The organism is Streptococcus halitosis (genome assembly GCF_027691175.1).
Classification (GTDB): domain Bacteria; phylum Bacillota; class Bacilli; order Lactobacillales; family Streptococcaceae; genus Streptococcus; species Streptococcus halitosis_A.
Genome location: NZ_JAQFBD010000004.1, coordinates 1 through 16,526, shown reverse-complemented (window position 1 = coordinate 16,526; position 16,526 = coordinate 1). Strand labels below are relative to the sequence as shown.

Annotated in this window: 12 protein-coding genes; 4 read left to right on the top strand and 8 right to left on the bottom strand. The window is 42.9% G+C overall.

Annotated features, from left to right (window positions below; translation table 11 throughout):
* Positions 1–31: 31 nt before the first annotated feature.
* Positions 32–1,450 (bottom strand): NCS2 family permease, encoded by a 1,419-nt coding sequence (locus PG086_RS08240; RefSeq protein WP_270748555.1) that lies wholly within the window; start codon positions 1,448–1,450, stop codon positions 32–34.
* A 186-nt stretch (positions 1,451–1,636) separates the two neighbouring features.
* On the opposite strand from PG086_RS08240, the gene PG086_RS08235 reads away from it, so the two are divergent.
* The 4 genes from PG086_RS08235 (at position 1,637) to PG086_RS08220 (ending at position 5,533) form a co-directional block, all read left to right on the top strand.
* Positions 1,637–2,449: a Cof-type HAD-IIB family hydrolase gene (locus PG086_RS08235; protein ID WP_033585460.1), complete on the top strand. Its 813-nt coding sequence runs from the start codon at positions 1,637–1,639 to the stop codon at positions 2,447–2,449.
* A 281-nt stretch (positions 2,450–2,730) separates the two neighbouring features.
* Positions 2,731–3,720 (top strand): PTS sugar transporter subunit IIB, encoded by a 990-nt coding sequence (locus tag PG086_RS08230; RefSeq protein WP_247943061.1) that lies wholly within the window; start codon positions 2,731–2,733, stop codon positions 3,718–3,720.
* Positions 3,721–3,794: 74 nt separating this feature from the next.
* Complete coding sequence (locus tag PG086_RS08225) at positions 3,795–4,607, top strand: PTS mannose/fructose/sorbose transporter subunit IIC (RefSeq protein ID WP_001280325.1); 813 nt, start codon at positions 3,795–3,797, stop codon at positions 4,605–4,607.
* A 14-nt stretch (positions 4,608–4,621) separates the two neighbouring features.
* Positions 4,622–5,533, top strand: a complete 912-nt coding sequence (locus tag PG086_RS08220; RefSeq protein ID WP_000818320.1) for a PTS system mannose/fructose/sorbose family transporter subunit IID — start codon at positions 4,622–4,624, stop codon at positions 5,531–5,533.
* A gap of 62 nt (positions 5,534–5,595) precedes the next feature.
* On the opposite strand, the gene PG086_RS08215 is transcribed toward PG086_RS08220, so the two are convergent.
* From PG086_RS08215 to PG086_RS08185, 7 genes are all read right to left on the bottom strand, one after another.
* Positions 5,596–7,824, bottom strand: a complete 2,229-nt coding sequence (locus PG086_RS08215) for an HAD-IC family P-type ATPase (RefSeq protein WP_270748553.1) — start codon at positions 7,822–7,824, stop codon at positions 5,596–5,598.
* A gap of 169 nt (positions 7,825–7,993) precedes the next feature.
* A complete protein-coding gene (pepC, locus tag PG086_RS08210) occupies positions 7,994–9,328 on the bottom strand; it encodes an aminopeptidase C (protein ID WP_270748552.1) in 1,335 nt (444 codons plus the stop codon).
* A gap of 109 nt (positions 9,329–9,437) precedes the next feature.
* Complete coding sequence (locus tag PG086_RS08205) at positions 9,438–10,160, bottom strand: pseudouridine synthase (RefSeq protein WP_270748551.1); 723 nt, start codon at positions 10,158–10,160, stop codon at positions 9,438–9,440.
* Positions 10,161–10,232: 72 nt separating this feature from the next.
* Positions 10,233–10,463, bottom strand: a complete 231-nt coding sequence (locus tag PG086_RS08200) for a GlsB/YeaQ/YmgE family stress response membrane protein (RefSeq protein WP_000580441.1) — start codon at positions 10,461–10,463, stop codon at positions 10,233–10,235.
* A gap of 9 nt (positions 10,464–10,472) precedes the next feature.
* Positions 10,473–11,714: an aminopeptidase gene (locus PG086_RS08195; RefSeq protein ID WP_007522466.1), complete on the bottom strand. Its 1,242-nt coding sequence runs from the start codon at positions 11,712–11,714 to the stop codon at positions 10,473–10,475.
* Positions 11,715–11,729: 15 nt separating this feature from the next.
* Complete coding sequence (locus PG086_RS08190) at positions 11,730–11,882, bottom strand: hypothetical protein (RefSeq protein WP_000776621.1); 153 nt, start codon at positions 11,880–11,882, stop codon at positions 11,730–11,732.
* Positions 11,883–11,905: 23 nt separating this feature from the next.
* The gene (locus PG086_RS08185) at positions 11,906–16,297 is read right to left on the bottom strand and encodes a PolC-type DNA polymerase III (RefSeq protein ID WP_270748549.1); all 4,392 of its coding nucleotides are present in this window, start codon (positions 16,295–16,297) and stop codon (positions 11,906–11,908) included.
* Positions 16,298–16,526: the final 229 nt, after the last annotated feature.

Below are 16,526 nucleotides of genomic sequence, written 5' to 3'. Positions count from 1 at the left end.
AGGGGAGACTCCCCTTTTTCTATTATATCATTTATAGCGCCATACTGATATAGTTAAGGATAAACAAGGCATCCAAAATCCAAATCATCGCGTGCACGTCCTTTGCTTGACCTTTGACAACTTTTGTTAACGTATAAGTCAAGAAACCAACTGCAATCCCTTGTGTGATAGAGTAGCTGAATCCCATGAAGATAGATGTAAAGAAGGCAGGGACAGCTTCAGCCATATCATCCCAATGGATGTTTTTCAAACTACCAAGCATCATAATCCCAACGATAATCAAAATTGGAGCCGTCGCAGCTGATGGAACAATTGCCAAAAGTGGACTAAAGAAACTTGAAATTGCAAAACAAATCGCAACCACTAAGGCAGTTAATCCAGTACGTCCACCTGCACCAATACCAGCAGCAGACTCGACATAAGTCGTTACGTTTGAAGTACCTGCGATGGCACCAATTGAAGTACCAATCAAGTCAGAGTAAAGAGCCTTATCTAACTTATCTGATTGGTGATTTTCACCATTTGTTGCTACGATACCGACTTTTTCACCTGTACCGATCAAAGTACCAATTGTGTCAAAAATATCTGTCAACGAGAAGGCCAGAATAGCCATAAGTGTTTCCGGTAGACGAGCAGTGTCTGAGATTAAAGCACCCAATCCTTGTGAGCCAAGTGCTGCACCAAAGATTGTCTTCAAATCTTCAAAGGCTGCACCTACATGGTTATTAGAAAAATCAATGCTTGATACATCAACCAAACCAACAGCGATAGCAAGAACTGTCGTTGTTAGAATAGAAAGGATGATTCCTCCCTTGATACCCTTAATAACAAAGAAAATCGTAATCGCCAAACCTGCAATAGCCACTAAAACAGCCGGATTATTAAAGCTAACCAAGCCTGGAACTGCTGAAGAATTTGCTGTAATGGCTGTTTGCGCCTTATCAGCACCTTCACCGGCAACTGTATAATTTCCTGGATCGATAGAGAATTTCAAAAGGCCAGCATTCTTAATCCCTACATAAGCAAGAAAGACACCGATACCTGCTGAAATCGCAGAACGAAGAGCGTTTGGAATTGACTCAATGATCATTTTCCGAACATTTGTTAAGGTAATGATTAGTGAAATAATCCCACAGATAAAGACCATAGCCAAGGCCTCTTGCCATGAATAACCAAGTCCAAATACGACTGTAAAGGTAAAGAAGGCATTGAGTCCCATACCTGGTGCTTGAGCGTATGGCAGGTTCGCATAGAAGGCCATCATCAGGGTACCAGCTACTGCACCAATAATCGTTGCTAGGAAGACACCTTGAGCAGGCATCCCTGTCTGCGCAAGCATTTGTGGGTTTACAAAGAGAATGTAACTCATTGCAAAGAAAGTTGTTAAACCAGCGAGAACCTCCGTACGAACGTCTGTTCCGTTCTCTTTTAGTTTAAATAGTTTGTCCATCATAAATCTCCTTTTGTTTTTTACGAACAATATGAGTATTATATCATTTATCATTCACCTTTTCAATATGTTTGTTTGAATTATTTAACAAAATGAAATTTTTATTTTTTGTTTTGAGTCTGTTTTTCTTCTTTCTTTTTGATATAATAGTAGACATCTTATCTGGAATCTACTAGGAAGGTTTATATGACAAAAAAAATTATTGCAGTCGATTTGGACGGAACCTTGCTCAATAGCGAAAGCAAGCTCTCCGATTTTACCAAAGAGACAATCAAAAAAATTTCAGAAAAAGGGCACCATGTTATCATCACGACGGGGCGTCCGTATCGCATGGCAAAAGACTTCTACCGCGAACTAGAGCTACATACTCCTATGATTAACTTTAATGGTTCCCTTACCCATCTACCAGGACAGGCTTGGGAGCACGAAAGATGCTTAACCTTGGACAAAAAATATCTCCTAGATATGGTCAAACGTAAAGAGGATATCCAGGCCGACTTTATTGCAGGAGAATACCGTAAGAAATTTTACATTACAGCTCCGAATGAAGAAATTGCGGACCCTAAACTATTTGGCGTAGAGAACTTCCAACCAGAAAATCAATTCAAACCCGAACGAGTAACCAAGAATCCTAACTGCATTCTCTTGCAAACAAGGGTTGAGGACAAATACGCTCTAGCGGACGAGATGAATCGTTTTTATCAGCACCAACTAGCTATCAACACCTGGGGTGGGCCACTCAACATCCTCGAGTGTACTCCCAAGGGTGTAAACAAAGCCTTTGCTCTAGAGTACTTGCTCAATGTTATGAATCGTGATAAAAAAGACTTAATCGCCTTTGGTGATGAACATAATGATACGGAAATGTTGGCATTTGCAGGCAAGGGATATGCTATGAAAAACGCCAATCCTTCTCTCCTTCCATATGCAGACGAACAACTTCCTCTAACCAATGAAGAAGACGGGGTAGCCCACGCTTTACAAAATTTATTCCTATAAAAAGGAAGATTCCTATCCTGCAATCTTTCCTTTTTATTTTCATTCTATTTTCATAAAGGTCACTCATTTTCAGTATTTTTATATTAAATTTTCTATTGCTATTTTCATATATTTTTTGAATTTATTTATATATTAACATTTTGTAAGCCTATTTTCATTGAAAACTTTTACAATTTTCGAAAAAGTAGTTGATTTTTATATGAAAACGATTTATACTAGGTACGTCTGAGGTTTTTTAGGAAACCTATAAGTCAAACATTTTAAAAGGAGGAATGACAATAATGAGTATCGGAATCATTATTGCGAGCCACGGCGAATTTGCTGCGGGTATTCATCAGTCAGGATCTATGATCTTTGGTGAACAAGAAAAGGTTCAAGTTGTAACCTTTATGCCAAATGAAGGTCCAGATGACCTTTACGCTAAATTCAACAATGCTGTGGCTGCATTTGACGCAGAAGATGAGGTTCTAGTATTGGCTGACCTTTGGAGTGGATCTCCATTCAACCAAGCTAGCCGCGTGATGGGAGAAAATCCTGAGCGTAAGTTTGCCATCATCACAGGGCTTAACTTGCCGATGTTGATCCAAGCCTACACTGAGCGCCTTATGGACGCTACTGCAGGTGTGGATAAAGTCGCTGCGAATATCATTAAAGAAGCCAAAGATGGCATCAAAGCTCTTCCAGAAGAGCTCAATCCAGTTGAGGAAGGGGCTAGTGCTACGGCTGCTCCAGTTGCCCAAGCTGCTATTCCAGAAGGAACTGTTATCGGAGATGGTAAATTGAAAATCAATCTTGCCCGTCTTGACACACGTCTTCTTCACGGACAAGTCGCAACTGCTTGGACACCAGATTCAAAAGCAGACCGTATCATCGTTGCTTCAGATAACGTTGCAAACGACGAATTGCGTAAAGAATTGATCAAACAAGCAGCTCCTAACGGAGTAAAAGCCAACGTCGTCCCAATCAAAAAATTGATTGAGGTTGCAAAAGATCCTCGTTTTGGTAACACACATGCTCTTATCTTGTTTGAAACACCTCAAGATGCCCTTCGTGCCATCGAAGGTGGCGTGCCAATCAAGACCCTTAACGTTGGTTCTATGGCCCACTCAACAGGTAAAACAATGATCAATAACGTCTTGTCTATGGACAAAGATGATGTTGCAACATTTGAAAAAATGCGTGACCTCGGTGTTGAATTTGATGTACGTAAAGTACCAAACGACACGAAAAAAGATTTGTTTGACTTAATTAAGAAAGCAAACGTTCAATAATTTTAATCTGTTTTATCATTTTTGAAAACAGGATTAAGTACTTTATTAAAACTAAATAGAAAAGGAATAAAACCATGTCAGATATTTCAATCATTTCTGCTATCTTGGTTGTAGTTGTTGCCTTCCTTGCAGGTCTTGAAGGTATCCTCGACCAATTCCAATTCCATCAACCAATCGTCGCATGTACCCTTATCGGACTTGTAACAGGTAACCTCGAAGCAGGTGTTATGCTTGGTGGATCTCTTCAAATGATCGCCCTTGGTTGGGCTAACATCGGAGCTGCCGTAGCTCCTGACGCTGCTCTTGCATCTGTTGCCGCAGCGATCATCTTGATCAAAGGTGGTAACTTTACTACCGAAGGTATCGCCGTCGCAACAGCCACAGCTATCCCTCTTGCCGTAGCTGGACTTTTCTTGACAATGATTGTTCGTACAATCTCAGTTGCCTTGGTTCACTCAGCTGACGCAGCTGCAAAAGAAGGAAACATTGCGGCTGTTGAACGCGCTCACTACTTTGCCCTTGTTCTTCAAGGTCTTCGTATCGCTATCCCTGCAGCCTTCCTTATCGCTATCCCTGCTTCTGCTGTTCAAGACGCTCTTGGCCTAATGCCAGAATGGTTGAATGGTGGTATGGCTGTCGGTGGTGCTATGGTCGTTGCCGTTGGTTACGCTATGGTTATCAACATGATGGCAACTCGTGAAGTATGGCCATTCTTCGCTATCGGTTTTGCTCTTGCAGCAATCTCTCAATTGACTTTGATTGCCCTTGGTGTCATCGGTGTTGCCCTTGCCTTCATCTACCTTAACCTTTCAAAACAAGGTGGTAACGGTGGCGGCGGAGCTGCGACTTCTAACGACCCAATCGGTGATATCCTAGAAGACTACTAGAAAGGGGAACAATCATGGCTGAAAAAATTCAATTATCAAAATCAGATCGTCAAAAAGTTTGGTGGCGTTCACAATTCCTTCAAGGTTCTTGGAACTACGAGCGTATGCAAAACTTGGGTTGGGCTTACTCATTGATCCCAGCTATCAAAAAATTGTACACTAAAAAAGAAGACCAAGCGGCTGCTCTTGAGCGTCACCTTGAGTTCTTCAACACTCACCCATACGTAGCTGCTCCAATCATGGGGGTTACTCTTGCACTTGAAGAAGAGCGCGCTAACGGTGTTGAGATCGATGACGCGGCTATCCAAGGGGTTAAGATCGGTATGATGGGACCTCTTGCTGGTATCGGTGACCCAGTATTCTGGTTTACAGTTCGTCCTATCCTTGGAGCCCTCGGTGCATCACTTGCTGCATCTGGTAATATTGTTGGTCCTCTTCTCTTCTTCTTTGGATGGAATGCTATCCGTATGGCCTTCCTATGGTACACACAAGAGTTCGGTTACAAAGCTGGATCTGAAATCACTAAAGACATGTCTGGTGGTATCTTGAAAGATATCACCAAAGGAGCATCTATCCTTGGTATGTTCATCCTTGCCGTTCTTGTACAACGTTGGGTATCTATCAACTTTACTGTGAACCTTCCAGGTAAACAATTGGCTGAAGGTGCCTACATCAACTTCCCAGAAGGACCTGTAACAGGTGGAGAATTGAAGGGAATTCTTGGTCAGGCTCTTAGTGGTTTGAGCTTGGATAGCGTTCAACCACAAACACTTCAAGGTCAGTTGAACTCATTGATTCCAGGATTGATGGGACTTCTCCTTACTTTCCTCTGCATGTGGTTGCTTAAGAAAAAAGTATCACCAATCGCAATCATCCTTGCTCTCTTTGCAGTAGGTATTGCAGCTCGTTTCCTCGGTATCATGTAATCCAATCCATCGAGAATATAGATAAAAAAGAATCAGGATCAAATCCTGATTCTTTTTGTGTATCAACTTTTTCTTCTAGTCAGATAATGAAGGCTCCCAATCACCACTGCTAGGATGGCTACATAGAGTACTTGAGTGGTTTCTAGAGGCACAAAAGCTCCTCGCAGGATAAAGGTATTAGCAAGCAATCCAACAAGGGCTGCAAGGCTCAAAAACGTGAGCAAGACTAGTTTGTATCGATTAAAGGGAATGCTGACCTTGGCAACTAGACACAGACCATTGATCAGGGCAAGGAGGAAGCAAATAAATTTGACCTGACCTGGGACAGTGATAAAGAAATTTATCAAGAGAACACTAGCAACCAGAACGCCTCCACCAATCGCCGCATTGGTCAGGATATCTCTCATAAAGTGCCTGCTAACCTTTTCTTTATTGGACTCAAAAGTTAGGAAGAAGGATGGAATCCCAATCGTAATGGCTGAAATAATTGTAAACTGAATGGGGATAAAGGCAAATTCCAATCCAAAAATCACACTCAAAATCGCAAACACGATGGAGAAGAAGGTCTTTGTTAGAAAGAGAGAGGCGACCTTTTGGATATTATTGATAACCCGGCGACCTTCCATCAAGATATCATAAAATACCGCAAAATCATCTGTGAGAAAAACAATATTGGAGACGCTTTTGGCTGCACTGGTAGCACCATTCATAGCGAAACTGATGTCTGCTTTTTTGAGAGCTAGAACATCATTGACTCCATCACCACTCATAGCAACTGTTTTACCAGCATTTTGTAAAACGGTTACCATCTTTTCTTTCTGCTCAGGTGTCACGCGACCAAAGATATCGTGTTCCAAGACCACTCTTTCAAAGTCCTCATCACTCACCTTGGTCATATCAATCGCACGGGCTGATTCTTTAAATCCTGCCTTACGAGCCACTCCATATACAGCCACATGATTATCCCCACTGATAATCTTTACTTCCACTCCCTGAGACTCAAAATAGTCAAAGGTTTCCTTGGTATTATCCTTGATCTCATCTGACAGAACAACGTGCCCTAGTAGTTCCATATTGGCTGGACTCATGATGTGGTCCTTACTATGGGCAAGTGTCAAGATTCGAAAACCTTGCTGTTTCAGATGCTCATAGTAGGCATCCATCGGCTGGGTAAAGCCTAGAAATTCATAAGCACCGAAGAAATAGGTCCCACCCTCTTTTACTTGGACAAAGGAATACTTGTTTTTACTTGAAAAGGCACCGACTTCTTGAACTTCCCACTTTTTCTCACAGGTTAAGTAAGTCTTCAGAGCTCGGGAAGTTGCATTTTCATCCTCGAAATAAGCCAGATAAGAAGACAGTTTCTCTGCTACATTAGCATCCATTTCTTGGACCTTCATATTACCAGTCGTGATAGTTCCTGTCTTATCAAAACAAAGAACATCTACTCGCGCCAAGGTCTCTACACAGTATAGTTCCTGCACTAGAACCTTCTTTTTAACCAACTTCATGGCTGCTACCGCTAGGGAGACGCTAACCAAGAGAATCAAACCCTCTGGAATCATGCCGACCAAGGCGCCAGAACTTCCCAAGACAATTTCAATATAAGTCCGCCCTAGACTAAAACCTCTGACATAGAGCAGAATGGCAACTGGCACCAGCAAGATGGAGACGATTTTTAAAATCTTATCCATGTAATCGCGTAGTTGAGAAGGATATTTTTTGAATTCCTTGCTGGATTTTGCGAGTTTGTTAATATAGCTATCTGGACCCACAGCCGTTGCCATAACCAGACAAGTACCGCTGACGACATTGCTTCCGCTCATCAGCTTATCACCAACCGTTTTAAAGACCGAATCACTCTCACCAGTCAGCAAGGACTCATCCACTTCAATATTCCCTTCAAGCACTTCTGCATCGACAGGCACCTGATCACCCAGATTGAGATGCAGATACTCCCCTAGAACGATGTCCTCCGGATCAATCTCAATCGTTTGACCATCTCGATTAACTTTATACTTACTTTTACCAAGCAAACTTAGTTTTTCCAAAGCATTTTTTGAACGCACTTCTTGGAAAATCCCGATAGCTGTATTGATAGCAATCACGCCCAAAAACAGCATATTCTCAAATCGCAAGGTTGTGGCTACCAGGACTGCCAGAGCCAAGTTCATAGCATTAAAGAAGGTAAAGATATTTGAAACGACAATTTCCTTGGTTGTTTTATAAGGTTTAATGTCACTGATGTTTCGTTGACGATCCTTGATGTCTTGGCTGCTTAAATACTTCATTTCTACTCCGATATCCTTTTGTACTACTATAATAACACATATCTTTTTCTCTGTCACTTAAAGACTCAAAATAAGAAGAATTCCCTTGGCAAGCATTATCTATCACTACTTTAAGAAGCACTTAAAAACAAAAGAGGCTAGGATTCCCCTAACCTCTTTTCTTTATGCTTTATTTTGCCAAGGCACCCATTGGATCCCATGGTGCGAGTACGATTGGTTCTGCTTCATAAGCAGCCCGTTCTTCTGCTGTCAGCAATTCTTTGCGGACAACAATTTGATAGGTGTATTCGTCCATCCAAGCGTCTGAGGCAACAAAGTAACCATCTGCACCGACCTTGTCTCCCCATGAGTTTTCAACTTTCCACTTGGTTGACTTGCCATTTTCATCCAAATCCACACCTGTCAAGACCATGGCGTGGGTCATCAAACTTTCGCTGTAGTCCAAACGTCCAGCTTTGTCTTGAGTGAGTTGAATATCCATGCTTGATTCAAAGTCATAAACATCTGTCGCAAGGATTCCGGCTTTGCGGTTGCTGAGTTGGCCGACATCTGAACCAAACCAAACAGTTTCTCCTGTCTGCATTTGGGCAATCGCCAATTCTTTCAAACGCTCCATCGGTACGTTGATGTAGCGAACTGCACGGCTACCAACCACATTCCCCAACATCTCAACTGTGTAAGATTTGCCGTAAGGCTTGTCAGCAGTCGGAGCATTGATAACCGAAACATAATCTTCTAGAGGAAGATTGACATATTTCTTGTAAAACTCTTGTGGTGTGATACCCTTTTCGCTTTGGTAGTTATCATCCTTATCACGATAAGCAAAGTCAAATTTACGTGGTGGAAGACCTAGTGACATAGCAAGGAAGTTAAAGATTTCTTGCAAGAGGTCTTCCTTCTTGGCTTGAACAGTCGCTTGGTCTGCACCAGAAGCAAGCAAATCACGCAAGATTTGGGCATCTTGACGAAGCAATTTGTTAAGAATTGCATTGAGCTCACGGCTGTTGCTAGATGAGATAGACTCAGGGTAAACAGACTTGGGCACGACACCGTATTTCTCAAAGAGGGATACTACCATATCCCACTGACCACCGTCTTGTTGAGGTGTTTGGAGTAGGAAGCTAACCTTGCGACTAGTTAAGTCTTGGTCTGCAGTCGCAATCACTTGCTCCAAGAACCAGTTAGATTTTTCATACTTGTCCCAGAAGAAGGTGTGGGCTTGTGACAGTTCAAAGTTTTCGAGCTTGTATTGAGAGATGAGTTTGTGGCGGAAGGTATTGAGAGCTGCAAACATCCAGCAACGACCAGAGGCTTTCTGGTTAGTAACCTTGTCCTTGGTCAAATCAAGCGAGAAAACAGGTGTATTGTCTACATGGCTTTGACGACGTTCTAGGGCTGCAAAAATACCGTTGTGGCTTGCAGCATTTTCGATAGCTTGGTATTTGACATTTGCTTCATAGTTAGCAAATAATTTATCCGTAAATGATTCTTGAATCGCGTTCATAGATTCCTCCTTTTATTCTACTGTCTATTATAACTCTTTTCACAAATGAAGCAACTGAAAAATGAAAAAGGCAGGGACTTTCTCCTCACCTTTTCTAACATAATCCAAACTAAGCAATACTAGCAAGGAGCTCCTCTAACTCCTCCTTGGTCAGGCGACGCCATTCTCCCCGTTTCAAATTCTCATCCAAAACTAGAGTCCCCATCGTCAAACGTTGCAAGTCCACGACTTCCTTACCACAATAGGCCACCATGCGTTTGACTTGATGAAATTTTCCTTCTCTAATGGTCACACGAACCTGGCTTTCACCCTTATCTGAATCCATTGACAAAATCTCCAGTTTGGCCGGCTGGCAGGTAAAGTCCTTAAGTGGAATACCCTTGCCGAATGTTTCCACATCTTCTTGGGTCATGATTCCCTTGACTTGAGCCAAGTAAGTTTTATCCACATGACGCTTGGGCGATAGAAGGGCATGAGCCAGCTGACCATCATTGGTCAAGAGTAAGAGTCCATGGGTATCGATATCCAAACGTCCTACAGGAAAGACTTCTTTGGCACGTCCATAGTCGTCCAACAAGTCCAAAACCGTTCTATGCTTGGGATCTTCAGTCGCCGAAATGACTCCTTGGGGCTTGTTCATCATGTAGTAGACAAACTCTTCATACTCCAGCACTTGACCGTCAAAACGAATTTCGTCTTTTTCTTCATTTATTTGCAATTTTGCTGATTTTTCTTTCTTGCCATTGACCGTCACGCGTCCAGCCTTGAGCAAGTTTTTGACCTCCGTCCGACTTCCCACAGCGCATGCAACTAAAAATTTATCTAATCTCATAGAACTATTATATCATACTCAAAAGGAGGCTGGCTCAATAGCCAACCTCCTTTCCTTTTCAGAGCCGGGAAGTTAACTTCCTCTTTCCCAGAAAATAGCTAACACAATCATGGCACCGAGAACTGCTGGGATAATGGCTGTACCATTTAGGCTTGGCCCCCAAGAACCAAAGAGTAATTGTCCTAAAAAGGCACCAATCCAACCGAGAAACATCTTCCCAAAGCATCCCATACGTTCTCCACGATTGGTGATAGCCCCTGCTAGTAGTCCAATTAAAAGACCGACAAACATGCTTCCAATCATAGCTTCTCCTTAATTTGCCCAGTCTCCATTACGAAAGAGCGGTACGCGCGTTCCATCCTCACGGATACCATCGATATCCATTTGGCTAGAACCAATCATAAAGTCCACGTGAACATCTGAACGGTTCAGTCCTGCAGCTTCAAGTTCTTCTTCGCTCATCTCTGCTCCACCAACAACGCTGGTCGCATAGGCTGCTCCGATAGCCAAGTGGTTTGAAGCATTTTCATCGAAAAGAGTGTTAAAGAAGGTAATCCCTGACTGTGAAATTGGACTTGGATCTGGTACCAAGGCACATTCACCCAAGGCACGCGCACCCGTATTTTCAAAGACAAGGTCTTTCATGACCTGATCACCCTTATCAGCAGTGATATCTACGATTTGACCATCCTTGAAGGTTACTTTAATTCCCTCAATGATATTTCCGTTGTAGCTAAGTGGTTTTGTAGAAGTAACATAGCCATCTGCGAGACGAAAATCAGGCGCTGTGAAGACTTCCTCTGTTGGCATATTTGGCAAGAATTCTTCGCCCTGTGCATTGATAGCACCAGCTGATTCCCAAACGTGGTTCTTAGGTAAGCCAAGTGTCAAATCTGTCCCTGGCGCTGTATAATGAAGGGCTGAAAATTGCTCCTTATTAAGCATATCTGCCTTGCTCTTAAGAATGGCTGCATGTTCTTCCCAAGCCTTAACAGGATCTTCTTCGTAAACACGACAAGTTTTGAAGATTTGGTCCCAAAGGAGATCGACTGCTTCTTCATCGCTCGTAGCATTTGGAAAGACCTTCTTAGCCCACTCAAGTCCAGCAGCGGCTGCTACAGTCCAGCTAACCTTGTTGGATTGCGTTGCGATACGCATTGGCTTCATGGCAAGTCCCATAGCTTTAGCAGAAGCTGAAAGCTTGTCAGCGTCCACACCGTTCAAGGCACCTGGATCAGAAGAACGAACCCCAAGACGGCTAGCCTTGTTCTCCAAGAGGTAGTTCATCTCAGCAATCTTGTATTCTGGCACATTGTCCAGGCGCTCTATCGGAGCGTGGAGGAATTTCTCACGGTTGATGACATCATCTGTCCACTGAACGATGACCTCATGCGCACCCAGGGCATAGGCTTCTTTAACGATCAAATGCGCCAATTCACGTTGCTCCACATCGATAGAGAGAGCCAAGGTGTGACCAGGTTGCACATTAATTCCGTTCGCAACCAACAATTTCGCATATTTTTCTAGATTTTCTTTAAAATTTGGTAAAACCATTCTATTCTTCCTTTTCTATTTTTCTTTTAAAGCAGAAAACAATCTTGCTAAAGCAATGGCACCCGACAGAAGCACTGTCGATAGGATAATTGTTTCATCTGCCAGCTCTAGCTGATAGTCAAAAACCTTTTCAGCTGGTTTGTCTTCCGCAAAGATTCTAAGTTTCATAAAGATGTTCCCCGTTCTAATTCTTAAAACAAATCATCAAACAAACTCAACTGATTATCCTCTGGCATATTGCCGAGAATCCCCATTTCATCCATCTTTTCAACCAAGGTTGAGGAAAGGCCTCCACGCTTGCGTAACTCGGTTTTCGAGAGGAACTCTCCCTCTTCACGCGCTCGTACCAACTGCTTGGCAACGTTTTCTCCTAGACCATCCATAGCAACAAATGGCGGAATGAGGGTATCCCCATCGATGAGGAACTCTGTCGCCTGACTACGGTAGAGATCGAGTTTGCCAAACTTGAAACCACGCTCCCACATCTCATTAACAATCTCAAGAGTTGTATAGAGATCAATCTCCACATTAGAGGCCTCATTGTTCTTCCGTTTTTCAGCGATTTCTGCCATTCTGCGCTTGATGGCATCCAAGCCCGCACCCATGGTTTTGATATCAAAGGCCTTGGCACGGATGGAGAAGTAAGCACAGTAGTAATAAATCGGATGGTGAACCTTAAAGTAGGCCACACGCAAGGCCATCATAACGTAGGCTGCCGCGTGAGCTTTAGGGAACATATATTTGATTTTCCCACAGGACTCTATATACCACTCTGGCACCTTGTTGGCCTTCATGGCTTCGATATAGCCATTTCTCTCCTCTTCAGAAATTTTCAACCACAAGCCCTTACGCACCCGTTCCATGATAGTAAAGGCCATCTTAGGTTCGAGGCCTGCATGCATGAGGTAAACCATGATATCGTCCCGACAACCGATAACAGTTGATAGGTCCGCAATTCCTTGCTTGATCAGATCCTGGGCATTTCCCAACCACACATCGGTACCGTGGGATAGACCTGAGAGCTGAAGCAACTCCGCAAAAGTCGTCGGATGGGTTTCATCGACCATCCCACGTACAAAGTTGGTGCCAAACTCTGGAATTCCCAGCATCCCTGTCGGAGTTCCGATTTGCTCAGGTGTTACCCCTAAAACTTCCGTTCCAGAAAAGAGAGCCATAACGCTTTCATCATCCATGGGAATTTCATTAGGGTCAATACCAGACAAGTCCTGCAATTTCCGAATCATGGTCGGATCATCATGCCCCAGTACATCAAGTTTGAGGACATTCTCATCGATATCGTGGAAGTTAAAGTGAGTCGTCTGCCATTCAGCCGTCATGTCATCTGCTGGATACTGAACAGGCGTAAAGTCGTAGACATCCATGTAGTTAGGAATAACAACGATTCCCCCCGGGTGTTGTCCCGTTGTGCGCTTGACACCAGCCGCACCTTGGGCGAGGCGTTCCACCTCTGCATCACGATAAAACTTCCCATAGTCTCGCTCATAGCCCTTGACAAATCCATAAGCGGTCTTGGCAGCCACCGTACCAACCGTTCCTGCACGGAAGGCATATTCCTCACCAAAGATATCACGCACATCCAAGTGGGCGCTAGGCTGATCTTCTCCTGAGAAGTTCAAGTCAATATCAGGAACCTTGTCTCCATCAAAACCAAGGAAGGTCTCGAAAGGAATATCCTGCCCATTTTTGCTGAGTTTGTGACCACAGTTTGGACAATCCTTATCGGGCATATCAAACCCTGAACCATAAGAACCATCTGTGATAAATTCACTATACTGACACTGACTACAAACATAATGAGGAGAGAGAGGATTAACCTCCGTAATCCCAATCATGGTCGCAACAAAACTGGAGCCAACAGACCCACGAGAACCAACCAAGTAACCCCGTTCATTGGAACGTTGCACCAGCATCTGGGAAGCCAGATAAATCACGGCAAATCCATTCCCCAGTATGGATGTTAATTCTTTTTCAATCCGCAAATCAACAATATCTGGCAGCGGATTTCCATAAATCTCAAAAGCTTTCATATAGGTCAACTCAGCAACCGTTTCTTCCGCCTTGTCAATGAAAGGCGTGTATAAGTCACTCTTAACCACCTCAACAGGCTCAAAGGTTTCTGCCAAGGCATTGGTGTTTTCAATAACCAGTTTACGAGCTAGTTCCTCTCCCAAGAAGGCAAATTCATCCAACATCTCATTGGTTGTTCGAAAATGAGCCTTTGGCAAAGGAGCTGGTTGGGCATGTTCACCGTGACCAATGGTTCGGTTAATCATAGCCCCCTGTCCCAAACTACGAACGATAATTTCACGGTAAATTTCTTCTTCTGGTTCGATATAATGAACATTACCCGTAGCCAAAACGGGCTTGCCAAGACGGTCTCCCACTTCTATCAAACTCTTGATAATGGTCTGGAGTTCCTCTATATCCTTGACCTGCTCTTTAGCAATCAATGGCGCATAGATAGCTGGGGGCATGACCTCGATAAAGTCATAATACTTGGCCACCTCAACCGCCGCATCCACACCTTGGGAAACGACTGCATCAAAAACTTCACCTTCTGAACAGGCTGAACCTAAAATCAAACCTTCCCGATGAGCATCTAGAACTGTTCTCGGAATCCGCGGCACTCCTTCAAAGTACTTAGTATTGGACAAAGAAACCAGCTTAAAGATATTTTTTAGACCAACTTGATTCTTGACATAGATGGTCGCATGCTTAATCCGAGCTTTTTTATAAGAGTCTGGACTGATCAAATCAATATTCAGTCTAGCCAGATCAGTCACACCATGTTTTTCTGCTACATCCTTGATAAAGATAAAGAGCAAACGACCAGTAGCATCCGCATCGTAGTTGGCCATGTGGTGGTGGTCCAGTGCCACACCAAAACGCTTGGTCAAAGGTCCCAAACCATGACGTTTATACTCAGGATAGAGGTTTCTAGCAAACTCGAGCGTATCAATAACTGGCTGGCTAATCTTAGGCAAACCATGACGCTCATAGTTAGCATTCATAAAGCCAACGTCAAAGGTAGCATTGTGGGCAACTAGAACCGTATCCTTGCAAAATTCTTGGAATTCTTGCAAAACTTGTTCCAGTGGTTTGGCATTTTTGACATGATCATCTGTAATTCCAGTCAACTCGGTAGTAAAGGCTGACAAGGGACATCCAGGATTAATAAATTCATCAAATTCAGCAATAACATTTCCCTTGTACATCTTAGAAGCCGCAACTTGAATCAAGTCATTATAGATAGCTGAAAGTCCCGTCGTTTCCACGTCAAAAACCACGTAGGTTGCTTCTGACAATTCCATCTCCACTTCGTTGTAAACGATAGGAACACGGTCTTCAACGATATTGGCTTCCATTCCATAGATCAGCTGAATTCCTGCTTTCTTAGCTGCCTTGTAGCCATGTGGAAAGGACTGAACATTCCCATGGTCCGTGATGGCAACCGCCTTGTGTCCCCACTTTGCAGCTGTCGCAATAATTTCCTCTACTTCTGGCAGAGCATCCATGGTCGACATATTAGTATGAGCATGAAACTCAATCCGGCGCTCACCTTCTGGCATCAAATCCTTCCGCTCATAGTGAACAACTTCCTGCACATCCTGCACGTTCATAGTCAAATCGCGTGTGAAGTTATTCATCTCCACATTTCCACGAACACGAAGCCAGGAATTTTTCTTAATGATGTCAAACTTCTGAGCCTCTTCTTCATTCTTAACCCATTTTTGCATTGAAAAACTTGAACTATAGTCCGTCATCTTAAAGTTAATCAAGACACGCCCTGTCCTGGTCACTTTATGCTCCACATCAAAAACGACCCCTTCAAATACCAAACGATTTTCCTCAGTCGTCACATCAATCATCTGGGTAACTTCAGCCTTATCCAATTTTGGTTTTGCCGCAGCCTTTTTAGCCTGGAAATCAAAGACCGGTTTCTCTTCTACTGGAGGAGGGGCCATCTGTTCCAGTTGTTCCATAGCACGCAAAGCCTCCTCATTAGCAGCCTGAACAATTTGTTCATTCTCCGTATGGAAGGCTTCCTCCTGCTCCTGTGTAAGAGCATCATTCTTTTCGATTTGGCAGACAAAAGCTGGGAAACCAAACTTTTCAAGTTGCTTTGTTAAATTAGGAAGATGATTTTTCTTAAAGTGTTCCTTATCAATCACCTCTGAACCTTCAATAAATAGCTGATTTCCCTCTGCACGAACTTGCAAATTCTGATAAAGAGACTTAAACCCTTGGCTAGCACATGGACCTTCAGAAAAAGCCTCCTTATAGTAGGCCTGCAAGAGCTCATTTGAAAAATCTTGAGAGAGAGCTTTGATTTCGAAAACAGCTCGATTCCCTGTCTTAGAAAATTCTTCACTAAGCCCTTTCTTTAATTCTAAAAAGATTTCAATCGGTAAAATATTAGAAAATACAAAATGAAATTCCCAAATCTTACTAATTTTATGAACCACAACACCCTCAATACTTGCATTAACAAGAGCAGGATCCTGTTTCAATTGATCAGAGACTCCTATTTGATTCATTAAAATTTCAAACTTACTTGACATTCAATTTCCTCACATTATTCTCATACTATTTTACCATAATTAAAGAAAATATATAGCTACTACCATTCCTTAAGTAATGCTAGTTTTCACAAAAAAATTCCCATAAAAGAAAAAAGAAGATTCTCAGAATCCCCTTGATAAACAAAAAAAGATACCCTAAAGTACCCTCGTGATTGATCGGGAAGACAGGATTCGAACCTGCGACACCTTGGTCCCAAACCAAGTACTC

Coding starts and splice junctions, on each gene's coding strand:
- PG086_RS08240 (WP_270748555.1), bottom strand. CDS start 1,450: ATGGACAAACTATTTAAACTAAAAGAGAACGGAACAGACGTTCGTACG.
- PG086_RS08235 (WP_033585460.1), top strand. CDS start 1,637: ATGACAAAAAAAATTATTGCAGTCGATTTGGACGGAACCTTGCTCAAT.
- PG086_RS08230 (WP_247943061.1), top strand. CDS start 2,731: ATGAGTATCGGAATCATTATTGCGAGCCACGGCGAATTTGCTGCGGGT.
- PG086_RS08225 (WP_001280325.1), top strand. CDS start 3,795: ATGTCAGATATTTCAATCATTTCTGCTATCTTGGTTGTAGTTGTTGCC.
- PG086_RS08220 (WP_000818320.1), top strand. CDS start 4,622: ATGGCTGAAAAAATTCAATTATCAAAATCAGATCGTCAAAAAGTTTGG.
- PG086_RS08215 (WP_270748553.1), bottom strand. CDS start 7,824: ATGAAGTATTTAAGCAGCCAAGACATCAAGGATCGTCAACGAAACATC.
- pepC (WP_270748552.1), bottom strand. CDS start 9,328: ATGAACGCGATTCAAGAATCATTTACGGATAAATTATTTGCTAACTAT.
- PG086_RS08205 (WP_270748551.1), bottom strand. CDS start 10,160: ATGAGATTAGATAAATTTTTAGTTGCATGCGCTGTGGGAAGTCGGACG.
- PG086_RS08200 (WP_000580441.1), bottom strand. CDS start 10,463: ATGATTGGAAGCATGTTTGTCGGTCTTTTAATTGGACTACTAGCAGGG.
- PG086_RS08195 (WP_007522466.1), bottom strand. CDS start 11,714: ATGGTTTTACCAAATTTTAAAGAAAATCTAGAAAAATATGCGAAATTG.
- PG086_RS08190 (WP_000776621.1), bottom strand. CDS start 11,882: ATGAAACTTAGAATCTTTGCGGAAGACAAACCAGCTGAAAAGGTTTTT.
- PG086_RS08185 (WP_270748549.1), bottom strand. CDS start 16,297: ATGTCAAGTAAGTTTGAAATTTTAATGAATCAAATAGGAGTCTCTGAT.